This window comes from Edaphobacter aggregans DSM 19364 (assembly GCF_000745965.1).
Lineage (GTDB): Bacteria > Acidobacteriota > Terriglobia > Terriglobales > Acidobacteriaceae > Edaphobacter > Edaphobacter aggregans.
Genome location: NZ_JQKI01000042.1, coordinates 43,712 through 59,053 on the forward strand (window position 1 = coordinate 43,712; position 15,342 = coordinate 59,053).

Consider the following 15,342-nt stretch of genomic DNA (forward strand, 5'->3'; position numbering starts at 1 on the left):
TTGGGCTCCGGAGGCTTCGCCACGGAGCGGGGCTGATGTTTGCGGCTGGTGTCCGCGGGGTTCATCGCACGCCTTGACTTCGGCGAACTAGCCCAGCGGGGCCGGATTGAAGGAAGCGTTGCCGCTTCCAGGTTGCTTATCCCTGACGCTGCTTGTGCTTGGCGTTCTCGCAGATAACGCGAACGACGCCGCGGCGGTGGATCACCTTGCACTTGTCGCAGATCTTCTTTACTGACGCACGGACCTTCATTACTTCTCCTAAAACAGCCGTTAGCTTTTAGCTGGAAGCCATCGCTACGAGCGTGATTGCCTGGTTCTGATTGTTCCAGCTAAAAGCTTAAGAGCTGGAAGCTGCTATTCGCCTACTTGTAGCGGTAGACGATACGACCGCGGTTGAGATCGTACGGGCTGAGCTCAATCGCGACACGGTCGCCGGGGAGGATGCGGATGAAATTTTTGCGCATACGTCCAGAGACGTGTGCCAAGGCCTGGTGCTTGTTCTCAAGCTCGACCTTGAACATCGCGTTGGGCAGGGTCTCGACGACCGTTGCCATTACCTCAATTGCATCTTCCTTCGACAAACGCTCTCCTTCGGAGATCTTCGGGTTACTCCCTTTGTCTCCGCAAACCTGTACTGGATGCCTTGGCCCCGCAACCCCAGTCCGGCCACTCCAGGAGTGACTGGAATCATTGGCGTGCGCACGTTCAGCACGCAGCATCTCTTATGATACCCCAATTTAGGCCGTTTCTCCTACCCAGAAGTGAATTTCTGCCGGCATGGAGCCTCTACAGAGTCAAAACGAGAGGGCCGTCCTTGGTAATGGCCACCGTGTGCTCAAAATGCGCGCTGTAGCTGCCGTCCACCGTAACGGCAGTCCAGCCGTCCTTCAGAACCTTTACCTCCGGCTTTCCGGCGTTAATCATCGGCTCGATCGCCAAAACCATTCCGGGCTTGAGACGTGGACCCTTGCCTCGGGTGCCGAAGTTAGGAACCTGCGGATCCTCGTGCATGCTGCGCCCGATGCCATGGCCGACGAACTCACGGACGACCCCGAAGCCCTCGGCCTCGCACATCTCCTGGACGCTGGCGGAGATGTCGAAGAGCCTCCCGCCGACCTGGCACTGCTCGATGGCCGCCTCAAGGGAGGCTTTGGTCACGTCGAGGAGCTTCTTAGTCTGCGGCGTGGGCGTGCCGATCGCGTAGGTGACGGCAGCATCGGAGTAAAAGCCGTCGATGATCACCCCACAGTCGATCGAAAGAATGTCTCCGTCCTTCAGGATGCGTTTCGCGTTCGGCATGCCGTGGACGACCTCGTCGTTGATCGAGGTGCAGAGAGCAGAGGGAAAGCCGTGGTAGCCCTTGAAGGCAGCCTTGGCGCCGAGCTCGGCGATCTTCGCGACAGCGATCTCCTCGAGGTCCATCGTCGAGGCGCCGGCCTTGACGTGAGGCGCGATCGCGTTGTGGACCTTGCGAAGGGCAATCCCGGAGACCCGCATCTTTTCGATCTCCTGAGGGGTTTTGATCATGATCGCCATCGCACCTATGCTCCCGCCTGGCGGAGCTCTTTGAGGGCCGACTCGATTGCAGCAGTAACCTGCTCGACCGGCTGGTCGCCATCAACGTCACGGAACCGGCCCTGCCGGCAGTAATGCTCGATCACCGGAGCGGTCAGGGAGTTGTAGGCCTTCATGCGCTCGGTAAAGGCAGCTTCGGTATCGTCGGAGCGATGCTGAAGCTGGCTGCCATCGAAGTCGCAGACACCTTCGCGCTTGGGTGGCTTCGAATAGATGTTGTAGATATGCTTGCAAACCGGGCAGATGCGGCGGCCGGTGATGCGGCGGAGGAGCTCCTGCTCATCGACCCGGATGTTGATGGCGACGAGGGGAAGGACTTCACCACCCGGACGCTCCACGGCTGTTGAGGAGAGGTGGGCGTCGAGCCACTCCGCTTGGCCGAGGGTGCGAGGATAGCCGTCGAGGATGTATCCATGCTCGACATCGGGCTGGGTGAGCCGTGCCCCGACCATGTCGTTGACGATCTCGTCGGGAACGAGCTGGCCCTGGTCCATCAGACCTTTTGCTGCCTTGCCGAGCTCCGTTCCACGAGCGATGTTGTCGCGGAGAATGTCCCCGGTGGATATCTGCGGGATGCGGTAGTCGGCCATCAGGCTCTGGGCCTGGGTTCCCTTGCCGACGCCGGGAGCTCCCAGAAGAAGGACCGGCCCGGGCAGAAAGTCGTCTGCCAAGGCCGGTGTATGTGCTGCGGATTCCGATGTCAACGTTGCCACTTTCCTACCAGCTCTTGCGCCCGCGGATACGGCCGCTCTTGGGAGTGAAGCCGTCGTAGTGGCGCATGATGAGTTGCGATTCGATCTGCTGTACGGTGTCCATCGCGACGCCGACGACGATCAGCAGCGAGGTGCCACCGAAGTAGAAGGTGACGCCAAGGCCGTTGGTCATCCATGTCGGCAGCTTGTCGAAGATGGGGCCGATGAGCGGGATGTGATTGAAGTGAATGCCGCTGATAATCAGCTGCGGGATGATCGAGATGATGATGAGGTAGATCGCGCCGACCAGGGTGATGCGGGTCAGCACGTCGTTGATGAAGTCTGCCGTGCGCCTGCCGGGACGAATGCCGGGGATGAAGCCGCCGTACTTGCGCATGTTGTCTGCGATGTCGTCGGGCCGGAAGACGATGGAGATATAGAAGTAGGCGAAGAAGATGATCGCCGCCATGTAGAGGATCTCGTACCAAGGCTCACTGGGCGCGAGATTGCGAATGATCGGGCCAAAGAAAGCAGTATCGCGTAGGGGAGCGCTGCCAAAGAAGCTCATGCCGGCAAAGAGCAACGGAGCCGACAGGATGGAGCTGGCGAAGATGACCGGCATCACGCCGCCGGAGTTGACCTTGAGCGGCAGGAAGGTCGATTGACCGCCCATCATGCGACGGCCAACGATGCGCTTGGCGTACTGCACCGGGATGCGGCGCTCGGAACGCTCGACGTATACGATGAACGCGACCACGGCGATCATGCCCGCGACGAGGATGGCTACCGCGACAGGAGTAAAGGCTCCCCATGCGTTGGTCTGCACCTTGTCGTAGAGCTCGGCGATGCCTTTGGGCAGGCCGACCACGATGCCGGTGAAGATAAGCAGCGACATGCCGTTGCCGACGCCGCGCTCGGTGATCTGCTCGCCCAGCCACATGATGAAGGCGGTGCCGGCTGTGAGGGTGAGTACGCAGAGCGGTATGAAGGCGGCACGCGAGATAGTAACCATCGACGAGCCGGTTGAGGTGTTGGTCAGGGTCAATGCGATAGTGAAGGACTGCACGATGCCGAGCAAGACCGTCACGTAGCGGGTCCACTGGGTGATCTTGCGGCGGCCAAGCTCGCCTTCCTTCTGGAGCTTCGCCAGCGGCTCATAGATGACGGTGAGCAGCTGGAAGATGATCGATGCCGTGATGTACGGCATGATGCCGAGTGCGAAGATCGTCAGCTTGCGCAGGTTACCGCCGGAGAACAGGTCGACGAGGCCAAGCGCGGAGCCGGAGTTCTGATTGAAGAACTCGGCGAGCATCTGTCCGTTGATGCCGGGGGTGGGAATATGGGATCCAAGGCGGTAGACGGCCAGCAGACCAAGCGTGAACAGGACGCGCTTGCGGAGGTCTGGGATACGGAAGATGTTTGCGATTTTCTCGAACATCGGAGAGCGGGACCTCGGGGTGGAACGGTCGTTCTGGGTGAAACGGCGATGCGAGGGAGCGATCTCCCCCGCCTGCCTGGATTCTACATCCTCCCGGAGGTTATCCGATGAGGATTGCCTTGCCGCCGGCCTTCTCGATCGCCTCCTGGGCAGTCTTCGAGAACTTGTGTGCGTGCACGGTGACGGCGACCTTGATCTCCCCGTTATTGAGAACCTTGATCAGGCCATTCTTCTTGCGCAGAAGACCGAGAGCCACGATCCTGTCGAGGGTGAATTCGGTCTCGTTCGATGCGGCATTGATCTCGGCGATACGGTCCAAGCCGAGCACGGTGTACTCGGTGCGGAAGATATTGGTAAAGCCGCGCTTGGGGAGGCGGCGGTGCAGCGGCATCTGGCCGCCTTCAAAGCCGCGCATGAGCGACGAACCGGAGCGCGAACCCTGGCCCTTGTGACCGCGGGTAGAGGTCTTACCCATGCCCGAGCCCATACCGCGGCCGACACGCTTCTTGTTGCTATTGGCCTTTGCAGGGGCCTTCAGATTGGAGAGATTGCGGATTGCCATTTGTTCCTCGCTATAACGCCGGAAGCCTGCTCCCGACTCGCATTTGGGTCTGCCGTTCCAAGGACAGATCGATTGATACTTACTGCTGTCAGATCCTTACTCGACTATACGGACGAGGTGGGGGACCTTCGCGACCATGCCGCGGATGGACGGGGTGTCCTCGCGTTCAACGATCTGATTCAGCCGCGTGAAGCCGAGGCCCTTGACGACGAGCTTGTGCTTCTCGGGTGTGGCGATCTTCGAGCGGAAGTACTGCAGCTTGATGGTGGCTTTGGTTTCGGCCATGACTAGGAGCTCCTCTTACAGTTCTTCTTCAGCTTTGCCGCGCAGCGCTGCGACCTCGGCCTTGTTGCGAAGCTGGGCGAGAGCATCGAAGGTGGCCTTGATGACGTTGTGCGGGTTCTTGGTGCCGATGGACTTGGTCAGGACATTCTGCACGCCAGCCGAGGTCATCACGGCACGAACCGTTCCTCCGGCGATGACGCCGGTACCTTCCGGGGCGGGCTTCAGCATGACCTGGCCGGCGCCGTAGTGGCCGAGCACCTGGTGCGGAATGGAGGTATCGGTGAGGTTCACCTTGAAGAGGTTCTTCTTGGCGGCCTCAATGCCCTTCCGGATGGCCTGCGGAACCTCCTTGGCCTTGCCGGAGCCATAACCCACGACGCCCTCGGCGGGATCGCCGATGACGACCAGCGCAGCGAAGGACATGTTCTTGCCACCCTTGACGACCTTGGTGACGCGGTTGATGCTGACGACCTGGTCCTTCAGGTTGAGCCGGTTCGCGTCGATCTTCTTTTTTGTTGCCATAGTGTCTTATCCAGCTTTCTGGCTGCCCGCCTAAGGGAGCCTTTCAGAACTCGAGAACCTAGAACTCCAGCCCGGCTTCACGGGCAGCGTCGGCCAGCGCCTTGATGCGGCCGTGATACAGGTAACCACCGCGGTCGAAGACTACCTTCTTGATGCCCTTCTCCTGGGCGCGCTCGGCGATGAGCTTGCCAACTTCAACGGCTGCGGCAACATTGCCACCAGTCTTCTTCGCTTCACCCTTCTTGGTAAGCGTGGAGGCAGAGGCGAGGGTAACGCCGCTGGTGTCATCGATTAGCTGCGTGTAGATGTGGTCGAGCGAACGGTAGACGTTCAGACGCGGACGTTCTGCGGTGCCGGCGAGCTTCTCGCGAATGCGCGTATGGACGCGCTTGCGAATGACGTCGCGTTTACGAGGAGTGATCATAGTTCGTTTCCTTCCTAACAGCGTCGCCAGCATCTGACGACGTTCGGTTGTGTACTTCCAATCGGGAACAGGGACCGGAGGCGGGGTTCAGAGCTTCCTCGACCTTCTGGGTTGTTTCTGGCCCAGCCTCCGGTACCTAACTTGCGGCTTACACCCGGGCCTTACTTAGCGCCCGTCTTGCCAACCTTCTTCTTTAACTTCTCGCCGGTGTAGCGCACGCCCTTGTTCTTGTACGGATCGGGCTTGCGGAGTGCGCGCATATCGGCAGCAACCTGACCCACCTTCTGCCGGTCGATGCCGGAGATGGTGAGGTGCGTCTGCTTGGGGTCGATCGCGACCTCGATGCCGGTGGGCAGCGGAAACTCGATGGGGTGCGAGTAGCCGAGGGTAAAGACCACGACTCCCTTGCCCTTCATCTCAACGCGGTATCCGATACCAACGATGTCGAGTTCCTTGGTCCAGCCGGTCGTGACGCCCTGAACGGCGTTGAAGACAAGCGCACGGGCGAGGCCGTGGAAGGCCGCCTGCTTGTCGTTCTCTCGCTCGGCGACGATGGCGCCATCTTTCTGGACCAGCGAGATGCCGGCCGGAAGCAGCGTGGTGACCTTGCCTTTGGGACCTTCGACCAGGACGGTGTTGCCGTTGACCGTGTACTTGACGCCCGCGGGCACAGGAATCGGCTTCTTGCCAATACGAGACATAGTGAAATCCCTTCAAGTGGCTTGCGAGTCGCAAAGGATGGCGTGTCGCCGGATCTTTGTTCCACTGCAGCCCACGGCAGCGGGGCTGCCGGTTACTTCAAATGCAAAGCTTCAAAATCGAAAGCCTGCGACTACCAGACTTCGCAGAGAATCTCGCCGCCAACGCCTTCGCGGCGCGCCTGGCGACCGGTCATGACGCCCTTCGGGGTGGTCATAATCGAGATACCAAGACCGCCCTGAACACGCCGAATCTCGTCGCGGCCCACGTAAACGCGGCAGCCGGGGCGCGAAACACGCTGGAGATCGCGGATCGCAGCCTCGTTGTTAGTGCCGTACTTCAGGTACACGCGCAGAATCTTCTGACCGTTCTCCTCAGTCGCCTTGTAGTTGACGATGTAACCCTCGTCCTTGAGGATGCGGGCGATCTCGGCCTTGAGCTTGGAAGCAGGAACGTCAAGCTTCTGATGACGAGCCCGGATGGAGTTACGGATGCGGGTCAGAAAGTCTGCGACTGGATCGGTGAGGTTCATTCATTCTCCTTCATCCCCCGTTCGCTCGCCAGCAGGAACCTGCGAGAACCAGCGGGAATGTGTTGTTGCTTACTTGGTTTACGTTCCAGACGTCTGCACCCTAAGCCTTGGCTTGAATGAGGTCTCTGGAGCGGGCGTATGAGCAAACTCCCCACACGCAGGTTAGTGCTTCTATTCTATCAGCTTTTACCAGCTCGACTTCACGACGCCCGGAATCTCTCCCTTTAAAGCGAGCGAGCGGAAGCAGAGACGGCAGACGCCGAACTTACGCAGGAAGGCCCGGGGGCGACCGCAGAGCTGGCAGCGGTTGTGCTGGCGGGACTTGAACTTCGGCTTCTTTGCGTCTTTGACGCGCTTTGCTGTCGTTGCCATAGTCTTTACTCTCTATCCTTACTCAAACCTGTTGTGGTCTCGAGGACCGTAGTTAGGCTCCCTGGCGGAAGGGCATCCCGAAGGCACGGAGAAGAGCACGGGCGCCATTGTCGTCCTTGGCCGTCGTCACGATGGTGACGTTCATGCCCTTGATCTTGTCGACCTTCGCATAGTCGATCTCAGCGAAGATGAGCTGGTCACGCAGGCCAAGCGTGTAGTTACCGCGGCCGTCGAAGCTCTTTGACGAGACGCCGCGGAAGTCGCGGACACGCGGGAGAGCGATCGAGATCAGGCGGTCCAGGAACTCGTACATCGCGTCGCCTCGCAGGGTGACCATCGCGCCGATGGGCATCCCTTCACGTACCTTGAAGGCCGCGATCGACTTCTTCGCCTTGGTCGTCACAGGCTTCTGACCGGTGATAGCGGCAAGATCGGCGACCAGTGGGTCCATGATCTTGACGTTCTGGGTCGCTTCGCCCAGGCCCATGTTGACGACGATCTTCTCAAGCTTCGGGATCGCCATCACGTTCTCGATGCTGAGCTCTTTGGCGAGCGCCGGCTTGATCTCTTTTTCGTACTTCTCTTTGAATCGCGTTGCCATCTTCTTCTTCGCTTTCTCCACGGTTCCCGGGTTGGCCTTGGCCGTCTACCGATTCGTGGGGTGAACCTTTGAATTTCTTACTGCAAGACTACTTCTTCGACTTCTTCTCGGCGATCGCGTTGCCGCTTGCCTTCGAGAAACGAACCTTCTTGTCGCCATCGAGTCGCGAACCGATGCGGGTCTTGTTGCCCTCGCCATCGACCAGCATCAGGTTCGAGATGTGAATCGGCGATTCCTGCTCGGCGATGCCACCCTTGATGTTGCGCTGCGGGTTCGGCTTCACGTGCTTCTTGACGATCATTACGTGCTCGACCAGGACGCGGTTCTTGTCAGCGATAACACGAAGAACGCGGCCGCGCTTGCCCTTGTCCTTGCCTGCGATGACTTCGACCGTATCGTTGCGCTTAATCTTGATGCCTGCCATAAATTACCTCTCCTACCCTCGGCGATCTGTCGGAGCCGGAATCCGCTTTATGTCGCCGCAAACAGCGCGGCGTGAAAACTAGATGACCTCGGGTGCGAGCGAGACGATCTTGAGGAACTTCTTCTCACGAAGCTCGCGGGCCACAGGACCGAAGACGCGGGTTCCGACCGGCTCCATCGCATCGTTGATGACGACGGCGGCATTCTGGTCGAAGCGAATATAGGTTCCGTCCTTGCGGCGATACTCCTTGCGGGTACGCACAATGACAGCCTTTACGACCTTGCCCTTCTTGACGGTTCCGTCCGGCGAGGCCTCTTTGACCGCCGCAGTGACGACGTCACCCAGGCCGGCCTTCTTGCCGAGACCGCCACCGAGGGGCAGGATCACCTGCAGCTTGCGCGCGCCGGAGTTGTCGGCCACGTCAAGGATAGTTCTCATCTGTACTGACATCGTTCGTCTCCTGGTGCTAGGGCCGGGGCTTCACTCGTCCCCGGGCTTGAATCTCAGATCTTCAGCGACGCTAGCCGCCCAGAATTACTTCCCTTCGGCCGGAGCAGCGTCGTCGGCAAGCTGCGCGAGCGAGCTGCGGCGAACGATCTCCTCGAGCGACCAGCGCTTCAGCTTTGACAGCGGCCGAGCCTCGCGGATGCGAACCACATCGCCGACGCGGGCAGAGTTCTGTTCGTCGTGCGCGTAGAACTTCTTGTTCGACTTGATAACGCGCTTGTACTTAGGGTGCGCCTTGCGCATCTCGATCTCGACGACGATGGTCTTCTGCATCTTGGTCGAGACGACCAGGCCCACCTTCTCGTTACGGCGGGAGGCGGTCTGCTCGGCGGCTTCGGTCTTGTTTGTGGTCTCTGCCATGGCTTAGTCCTTCTTTGCTTTCTTGCGAGTGCTCTTTGCGGGAGCTGCGGCAACGGCGGGCTTGGCGCTCACAGCCAGTTCGCGCTCGCGGGCGACGGTCTTGATGCGGGCGATATCCAGCTTCAGCGTCCGCAGCTTCTTGATGCCCTCGTTGTTGCCGAGGCTCTTCTGAAAGCGAATGCGGAACAGCTGCTCGGCATCCTTGGTCTGCTCGCTCTTGAGCTCTTCGTCACTGAGGTTACGAATCTTTTCGAGTTCCATTGTCTATTCCTTCAAACCGAATCTTTACTTGCTGGCGACCGTGGTCTGGACGTCATGACGCTGAACGAAGCTAGTCTTGAGCGGGAGCTTGTGAGCGGCGAGACGCATTGCTTCCTTCGCTATCTCCGGATTAACGCCTTCCATCTCGAACAGGATCCTGCCCGGGCGAACGACGCAGACCCAGTGATCGGGAGCGCCCTTGCCCTTACCCATACGGGTCTCGGCCGGCTTCTTGGTAATCGGCTTATCCGGGAACAGGCGCAGCCACACCTTGCCACCGCGCTTAATGAAACGCGTCATCGCGATACGGCTGGCCTCGATCTGGCGGTCAGTAATATAGCCGCACTCCATGACCTTCAAGCCGTAGTCGCCGAACGAGAGATCGGAGCCGCGCCACGCCTTGCCGGTCATACGGCCGCGCTGCTGCTTACGATACTTCACCTTCTTAGGCATCAACATAACGAAAACCCCTGGCTTTAGCTGCTAGCTTCTAGCCTTTCGCCAGACCTAGCTGAAATTCAAAACTTCGTTTACGACGTAAAGACGCCGGCGGCCGTTCCCTGCTCGCGACGCTTCTTCTGCTCGTAGATATCGCCGCGGTAGATCCAGGTCTTGACGCCGATGACACCGTAGGTCGTCTTCGCCTCGGCAAAGCCGTAGTCGATGTCGGCGCGCAGCGTGTGCAGCGGCAGGCGACCCTGGAGGTACCACTCCGAGCGCGCGATCTCGTTGCCGTTCAGACGGCCCGAGACGCGCACCTTGATTCCCTTGCAGCCGAAGCGCAGCGCCGAGTCAACCGACTTGCGCATCGCGCGGCGGAAGCTGACGCGTTTCTCAAGCTGCAGCGCAATATTCTCGGCGACCAGCTGAGCGTCTAGCTCGGGCTTGTTAACCTCAAGGATGTCGACAAACACCTCGCGGTTGGTGCGCTTCTGGATGTCGGCCTTGAGCTTGTCAATCTCGGCGCCCTTGCGGCCGATGATGATTCCCGGACGCGCGGTGCGGATGATCAGGCGCAGCTTGTTACCGGGACGCTCCACCTCAACCGAGCTGACGCCGGCGGCCTTGAGCTTGTCCCGCAACTCGGCCTTCAACTTGACGTCCTCGACCAGCAGCTTGTCATAGCCGCGCTCGACGAACCAGCGCGACTTCCACGGCTTGTTCACGCCGAGGCGAAACCCATACGGATGGACTTTCTGTCCCATAGCTTCCCTTTACTCTGCGCTCCTGACCGGTTGAGCCGGCGGGCGGTGGTACAAAACCTCTATTTTAACCTAAGCAGACCCTAAAACTCCCTTACTTGGCGGCTTTCTTGGTCGCTGTCTTCTTTGCTGCAGCCTTCTTGGCCGGGGCCTTCTTCGCCGCGGTCTTTTTGGCAGTCTTCTTCACTGCCGCAGCCGCTGCCGACTCGTCAACTGTCGCGGCAACGCCGGGCTTGTTCTTCTCAGCCACGGTCACGACGATGTGGGCGAGGCGGCGCTGGTAACGGAACGCACGGCCCATTGGAGCGGGGCGGATGCGCTTCATGCGCGGACCTTCGTTGGCAACGGCGGACTTGACATAGAGGTTGTCGACGTCGACGTCCAAGCCCTGCTCCTGCGACAGGTAGTTCGCGTTCTGGATCGCGGAGCGCAGAACCTTCTCGACCACTGGGGCGATGCGCTTGTTGTTGAAGTGGACCGTATTGATCGCCTGCTCCACACGGAGCCCTTTGATCAGATCCAGGACGAGCTTCGCCTTCTGCGGGCTGGTGCGCTGGAACTTCGCCTCCGCGCGGAACTCTCTTGTTTTCTCTGCTACCTTAGCCATGACTTCTTCCTTGAAAGCTAAAAACGGAAATTCTGCTTGCTGTTACTTGGCCTTCGTCGCGGTCTCAGTCTTCGCGGAGTGGCCCTTGAAGGTACGCGTCGCTGCAAACTCGCCGAGCTTGTGGCCCACCATGTTCTCCGTCACGTAAACCGGGATGAACTTGCGGCCGTTGTGCACCGCGATAGTGTGCCCAACAAAGTCCGGGTGGATGGTCGAACGGCGCGACCAGGTACGAAGGACCTTCTTGTCGTTCGTCTGGTTCATGACGTTGATCTTCGTCATGAGGTGGTCGTCAATAAAGGGACCTTTTTTCGTAGAACGTGCCATCTCTTAGCTCCGAATTCTTTACTTGCTGCGGCGGTTGACGATGAACACATCGGTCCGCTTGTTGTTGCGCGTCTTGTATCCGCGAGTCGGCTGGCCCCACGGCGTCACCGGGTGACGTCCGCCAGAGGTCTTGCCCTCACCACCGCCGTGCGGGTGGTCGACCGGGTTCATCGAGACGCCGCGGTTGGCCGGACGGATGCCCTTCCAGCGGTTGCGTCCCGCCTTTCCGATCGTCACGTTCTCGTGATCGGTGTTGCCGACCTGGCCGACGGTCGCCATGCACTCAACGAGCACCTTGCGAGTCTCACCGGAGGGTAGTTTCAGCAGGGCATAATCGCCTTCCTTGGCGACAAGCTGAGCGGAAGATCCTGCCGAGCGCGCCATCTGAGCACCCTTTCCAGGGCGGAGCTCGATGTTATGCACCGTCGTACCAGCGGGAATGTTCTTCAACGGAAGAGCATTGCCTACCAGGATGTCAGCGTCAGGGCCGCTCATGATCGACTGACCGACCTTGAGCCCAACCGGCTGCAGGATGTAACGCTTCTCTCCGTCTGCGTAGCTGACCAGCGCGATACGCGAGCTACGGTTCGGATCGTACTCGATGGTCGCAACCGTGGCCGGGATCCCGTACTTGTCGCGCTTGAAGTCAATCAGGCGCAGCTTCTTCTTGTGCCCGCCACCCTGGTGACGCACCGAGAGCGCTCCAGTAGAGTTACGGCCTCCCGTACGCTGCTTGACGGCTAGCAGCGGCTTGTGCGGCTTGTCCGTCGTCAGTTCATCGTTCACAAGCGTCGTAATAAAACGCCGGGATGGTGTAATCGGTCGAAATGATTTGATCGGCATCGTCTTCTTTGCTCCTAGCCTTTGCTTCCGAGCTAGTCTTCGAAACTTCAAACTCTGGTCAAGCTGATCCTTACTTTTGGAACCAGCTGGTAGTCAGCACGCTTACAGGCTGTCGAGATACTCTGGCATCTTCTCGCCGTCTTTCAGGCGAACGTAAGCCTTCTTCCAGTCGGGACGGTAGCCGGCGAACTTACCGCGGCGCCGCTCCTTGCCTTCAACGGTCGCGGTGCGGACACCCGAGACTTTAACCTTGAAGAGAGTCTCTACAGCCTGCTTGACCTCAGTCTTGGTCGCCCTCTCAGCGACCTCGAAGACCAGCGTGTTCTGCGTTTCCTTTACGCCCATTCCCTTTTCGGTGATCAGGGGCCGGCGAATGACGGTATACAGGGTGGGCATTACGCAACCTCCTTCTGCGAAGCCTTACGCTTCGAAACGTACTTCTTCAGCGTCTCCTGCAGGGCCTCGATGGCGTCCTTGGAGAAGACGGCGTGCTCATAACGGAGCAGATCGTAGGGATGGACCTCGGAGCTGAGCACGAGTTCAACGCCTGCCAGATTGCGCGAGCCGAGATAGAGCTTCTCGTCGAGCTTCTTGCTGGTCTCGACCAGAAGAGTTGTCTTGCCCGCCTCGAGCTTGTTCAAAGCCTGACGGAAGAGCTTGGTCTTGGCCTCGGGAACTGAGAACGAATCGACGACCGTAATTTTGCCCTCAGCGATCTTTGCCGTGATAGCAGACCGCAGCGCGCCCATCAGCTTCTTCTGAGGAAACGAGTACTCGTAGCTGCGGGGCTGAGGTCCATGGACCGTACCGCCACCACGCCAGAGCGGTGTGCGGATGGAGCCAACGCGGGCGCGACCGGTTCCCTTCTGCTTCCACAGCTTCTTGCCGGCGCCGGAGACGAGCTTACGATTCTTGGTAGCAGCCGTTCCCTGGCGCAGCGCAGCGCGGTAGTGCTTTACCGCCTCCCACAGAAGCGCATCGTTGACCTCACCGGAGAAGACTGCATCAGCAAGTTCAAACTCGCCGACCTTCGTTCCTCCGAGATTCACTACGTTGATGTTAGCCATCGTCCTTCAGTTCTCTTTCTGTGCGGCCATCGATGCGGCACGCCCTGACTTTGTTCGTCTGCTTTGACCGGTCGGTTCCCCGAGCAGAGTCTGCTACTGGTTCATGCTGCTACTATTTCTTCTTCGGCGCAGCCTTCTTCGAAGCCTTCAGCGGATCGAGTGTGGTTGCACCGGCGAAGCCACGACGTTCGCGTGGCGGAGCCTTAGCCTTCGAGATCAGAACGTATCCGTCGCGCGGTCCGGGAACAGCTCCCTCGACCATCAGCAGATTCTCGTCGAGGTCAATTCCGCGGATGCGAAGGTTGCGGACCGTCACCTGCTCATGTCCCATGTGGCCGGGCATACGTTGACCAGGGAAGACACGCGAGGGGAACGACGATGCACCGATCGAGCCCTGCACTTGGAACATGTGGCCATGCGACTTGGGACCACCGCCAAACGCATGACGGCGGATGACGCCGGCGAAGCCACGGCCCTTCGAGGTTCCAATCACATCAACGAACTTCTCTTCAGAGAAGATATCGACCAGGACGCGGTCACCAGCCTTCACACCGTTCGATTCTTTACCGACGGCGGGAGCCTCAACAGAGACCTCCTTCAAAACGCGAACCGGGGGAACGTTTGACTTGGCGAAGTGGCCGGTCATGGCCTTGTTCACCTTTGATGCCTTGATGAAGTCGACATAGCCGATCTGCGCGGCGTCATAGCCATCCTTCGCCATTGTCTTGAGCTGCGTGATCACGCACGGGCCGGCCTTGAGCACGGTGACCGGGTGGACATCACCCTTCTCATCGAACATCTGGGTCATGCCAATCTTCTTACCGAGAATTCCTGATACGGACATCTTCTTTTCCTTTCCTCATCATGCTGGCTCTGCGCTCAGCACTGCCGGTTTGATACTGCCGAAATTCTGAAAACTAAACGCTCAAGACTGATTACTTCTGAACCGTCTTGATCTCGACGTCGACGCCCGCCGGAAGATCCAGCTTCATCAGCGCGTCCACCGTTTGCTGCGTAGGCTCGAGAATGTCGATCAGGCGCTTATGCGTGCGAATCTCGAAAGCTTCACGCGACTTCTTGTCGACGTGGGGCGAACGCAGAACGCAGTACTTATTCTTCATCGTCGGCAGCGGAATGGGCCCTGCAACCTGCGCTCCTGTGCGCTTCGCCGTCTCGACGATCTCGCCGGTGGAGGTGTCGAGCACACGGTAGTCATAGGCCTTTAAGCGAATCCTGATTCTCTGTCCTGCCATTGTTTTCTCTCTTTTCTGTACGCAAAGAACTGGTTGAGTCGCCGCCCGCCGAAGCAGGCGGCGCTTTCGTTACTTGATAATCTCGGAGATGGTTCCGGCGCCGACGGTCCTGCCGCCCTCGCGGATGGCGAAGCGCAGGCCCTTCTCCATGGCCACCGGGGTGTGCAGCGTGATCTCCAGCGCGATGTTGTCGCCCGGCATCACCATCTCGGTGCCCTCAGGAAGCTTCGCCGAGCCCGTCACGTCCGTCGTGCGGAAGTAGAACTGCGGACGGTAGCCATTGAAGAACGGTGTGTGACGCCCGCCCTCTTCCTTCGACAGAACGTAGACCTCGCCCTTGAACTGCGTGTGCGGGGTGATCGAGCCGGTCTTGGCCAGAACCATGCCGCGCTCCACGTCCTCCTTCGCAATGCCGCGAAGCAGAAGACCGGCGTTGTCGCCCGCCAGACCCTCGTCCAGCTGCTTCTTGAACATCTCGACGCCCGTCACCACGGTCTTGCGCGTCTCGCGGAAGCCCACGATCTCGGCTTCCTCGCCAACCTTCACCTTGCCGCGCTCGATACGGCCGGTGACTACGGTGCCGCGGCCCGAGATCGAGAAGATGTCTTCGATCGGCATCAGGAACGGAAGGTCGACCATGCGGTCCGGCTGCGGAACGTTCTTGTCGACAGCGTCCATCAGCTCGTCGATCTTGGCCTCCCACTGCGCCTCGCCGTTCAGAGCGCCCAGCGCCGAACCGCGGACCACGGGAACGTCGTCGCCCGGGAAGTCGTACTTCGACAGAAGCTC

Annotated in this window: 27 protein-coding genes; all 27 read right to left on the minus strand. The window is 59.5% G+C overall.

Going from position 1 to position 15,342, the window contains the following annotated elements; translation table 11 throughout:
• Positions 1 to 136: 136 nt before the first annotated feature.
• Positions 137 to 250: a 50S ribosomal protein L36 gene (rpmJ, locus tag Q363_RS16735; RefSeq protein ID WP_013581269.1), complete on the minus strand. Its 114-nt coding sequence runs from the start codon at positions 248 to 250 to the stop codon at positions 137 to 139.
• A 112-nt stretch (positions 251 to 362) separates the two neighbouring features.
• Positions 363 to 581 carry a translation initiation factor IF-1 gene (infA, locus tag Q363_RS16740; protein ID WP_035352293.1) on the minus strand — a complete coding sequence of 73 codons (219 nt, stop codon included), beginning with the start codon at positions 579 to 581 and terminating at the stop codon, positions 363 to 365.
• A gap of 205 nt (positions 582 to 786) precedes the next feature.
• Entirely contained in the window at positions 787 to 1,536 is a 750-nt protein-coding gene (map, locus tag Q363_RS16745; protein ID WP_035352295.1) for a type I methionyl aminopeptidase, read from the minus strand.
• Between the two features lie 5 nt (positions 1,537 to 1,541).
• Entirely contained in the window at positions 1,542 to 2,279 is a 738-nt protein-coding gene (locus tag Q363_RS16750) for an adenylate kinase (protein WP_051978887.1), read from the minus strand.
• Between the two features lie 13 nt (positions 2,280 to 2,292).
• Positions 2,293 to 3,705, minus strand: a complete 1,413-nt coding sequence (gene secY / locus Q363_RS16755; protein WP_035352299.1) for a preprotein translocase subunit SecY — start codon at positions 3,703 to 3,705, stop codon at positions 2,293 to 2,295.
• Positions 3,706 to 3,805: 100 nt separating this feature from the next.
• Positions 3,806 to 4,267 (minus strand): 50S ribosomal protein L15, encoded by a 462-nt coding sequence (gene rplO, locus Q363_RS16760; RefSeq protein WP_035352301.1) that lies wholly within the window; start codon positions 4,265 to 4,267, stop codon positions 3,806 to 3,808.
• 96 nt (positions 4,268 to 4,363) lie between these two features.
• Entirely contained in the window at positions 4,364 to 4,552 is a 189-nt protein-coding gene (gene rpmD / locus Q363_RS16765; RefSeq protein ID WP_035352303.1) for a 50S ribosomal protein L30, read from the minus strand.
• 15 nt (positions 4,553 to 4,567) lie between these two features.
• Positions 4,568 to 5,074, minus strand: a complete 507-nt coding sequence (gene rpsE / locus Q363_RS16770) for a 30S ribosomal protein S5 (protein WP_035352305.1) — start codon at positions 5,072 to 5,074, stop codon at positions 4,568 to 4,570.
• Between the two features lie 58 nt (positions 5,075 to 5,132).
• Complete coding sequence (gene rplR / locus Q363_RS16775) at positions 5,133 to 5,498, minus strand: 50S ribosomal protein L18 (protein WP_084080442.1); 366 nt, start codon at positions 5,496 to 5,498, stop codon at positions 5,133 to 5,135.
• 161 nt (positions 5,499 to 5,659) lie between these two features.
• Positions 5,660 to 6,199 carry a 50S ribosomal protein L6 gene (rplF, locus tag Q363_RS16780; protein WP_035352309.1) on the minus strand — a complete coding sequence of 180 codons (540 nt, stop codon included), beginning with the start codon at positions 6,197 to 6,199 and terminating at the stop codon, positions 5,660 to 5,662.
• A 131-nt stretch (positions 6,200 to 6,330) separates the two neighbouring features.
• Positions 6,331 to 6,729 (minus strand): 30S ribosomal protein S8, encoded by a 399-nt coding sequence (gene rpsH / locus Q363_RS16785; protein WP_035352310.1) that lies wholly within the window; start codon positions 6,727 to 6,729, stop codon positions 6,331 to 6,333.
• Between the two features lie 186 nt (positions 6,730 to 6,915).
• Positions 6,916 to 7,101, minus strand: a complete 186-nt coding sequence (locus Q363_RS16790) for a type Z 30S ribosomal protein S14 (RefSeq protein ID WP_035352312.1) — start codon at positions 7,099 to 7,101, stop codon at positions 6,916 to 6,918.
• Positions 7,102 to 7,153: 52 nt separating this feature from the next.
• Positions 7,154 to 7,702 carry a 50S ribosomal protein L5 gene (gene rplE, locus Q363_RS16795; RefSeq protein WP_035352346.1) on the minus strand — a complete coding sequence of 183 codons (549 nt, stop codon included), beginning with the start codon at positions 7,700 to 7,702 and terminating at the stop codon, positions 7,154 to 7,156.
• 88 nt (positions 7,703 to 7,790) lie between these two features.
• Complete coding sequence (gene rplX / locus Q363_RS16800) at positions 7,791 to 8,126, minus strand: 50S ribosomal protein L24 (protein ID WP_035352313.1); 336 nt, start codon at positions 8,124 to 8,126, stop codon at positions 7,791 to 7,793.
• A gap of 78 nt (positions 8,127 to 8,204) precedes the next feature.
• On the minus strand, positions 8,205 to 8,576 hold the full coding sequence (gene rplN / locus Q363_RS16805) for a 50S ribosomal protein L14 (protein WP_035352314.1): 372 nt from the start codon (positions 8,574 to 8,576) through the stop codon (positions 8,205 to 8,207).
• 84 nt (positions 8,577 to 8,660) lie between these two features.
• On the minus strand, positions 8,661 to 8,993 hold the full coding sequence (gene rpsQ, locus Q363_RS16810; protein ID WP_051978888.1) for a 30S ribosomal protein S17: 333 nt from the start codon (positions 8,991 to 8,993) through the stop codon (positions 8,661 to 8,663).
• Positions 8,994 to 8,996: 3 nt separating this feature from the next.
• The gene (rpmC, locus tag Q363_RS16815; protein WP_035352315.1) at positions 8,997 to 9,254 is read right to left on the minus strand and encodes a 50S ribosomal protein L29; all 258 of its coding nucleotides are present in this window, start codon (positions 9,252 to 9,254) and stop codon (positions 8,997 to 8,999) included.
• 24 nt (positions 9,255 to 9,278) lie between these two features.
• A complete protein-coding gene (gene rplP / locus Q363_RS16820; protein WP_035352316.1) occupies positions 9,279 to 9,713 on the minus strand; it encodes a 50S ribosomal protein L16 in 435 nt (144 codons plus the stop codon).
• A gap of 71 nt (positions 9,714 to 9,784) precedes the next feature.
• Positions 9,785 to 10,459 (minus strand): 30S ribosomal protein S3, encoded by a 675-nt coding sequence (gene rpsC / locus Q363_RS16825; RefSeq protein WP_035352317.1) that lies wholly within the window; start codon positions 10,457 to 10,459, stop codon positions 9,785 to 9,787.
• A 91-nt stretch (positions 10,460 to 10,550) separates the two neighbouring features.
• Positions 10,551 to 11,063 (minus strand): 50S ribosomal protein L22, encoded by a 513-nt coding sequence (gene rplV / locus Q363_RS16830; RefSeq protein WP_035352318.1) that lies wholly within the window; start codon positions 11,061 to 11,063, stop codon positions 10,551 to 10,553.
• 42 nt (positions 11,064 to 11,105) lie between these two features.
• Complete coding sequence (gene rpsS / locus Q363_RS16835; RefSeq protein ID WP_035352320.1) at positions 11,106 to 11,390, minus strand: 30S ribosomal protein S19; 285 nt, start codon at positions 11,388 to 11,390, stop codon at positions 11,106 to 11,108.
• Between the two features lie 18 nt (positions 11,391 to 11,408).
• Entirely contained in the window at positions 11,409 to 12,233 is an 825-nt protein-coding gene (rplB, locus tag Q363_RS16840) for a 50S ribosomal protein L2 (RefSeq protein WP_035352322.1), read from the minus strand.
• Positions 12,234 to 12,335: 102 nt separating this feature from the next.
• Positions 12,336 to 12,629 carry a 50S ribosomal protein L23 gene (locus tag Q363_RS16845; protein WP_035352323.1) on the minus strand — a complete coding sequence of 98 codons (294 nt, stop codon included), beginning with the start codon at positions 12,627 to 12,629 and terminating at the stop codon, positions 12,336 to 12,338.
• The gene (rplD, locus tag Q363_RS16850) at positions 12,629 to 13,300 is read right to left on the minus strand and encodes a 50S ribosomal protein L4 (protein ID WP_035352324.1); all 672 of its coding nucleotides are present in this window, start codon (positions 13,298 to 13,300) and stop codon (positions 12,629 to 12,631) included. The genes Q363_RS16845 and rplD overlap by 1 nt, the downstream gene beginning before the upstream one ends.
• 112 nt (positions 13,301 to 13,412) lie before the next feature.
• On the minus strand, positions 13,413 to 14,144 hold the full coding sequence (gene rplC / locus Q363_RS16855; RefSeq protein ID WP_035352326.1) for a 50S ribosomal protein L3: 732 nt from the start codon (positions 14,142 to 14,144) through the stop codon (positions 13,413 to 13,415).
• Between the two features lie 91 nt (positions 14,145 to 14,235).
• On the minus strand, positions 14,236 to 14,553 hold the full coding sequence (rpsJ, locus tag Q363_RS16860; protein ID WP_013581294.1) for a 30S ribosomal protein S10: 318 nt from the start codon (positions 14,551 to 14,553) through the stop codon (positions 14,236 to 14,238).
• Between the two features lie 69 nt (positions 14,554 to 14,622).
• Positions 14,623 to 15,342: EF-Tu C-terminal domain-related protein (locus Q363_RS16865; RefSeq protein ID WP_035351184.1), on the minus strand; the 720-nt coding region annotated here is incomplete at its 5' end.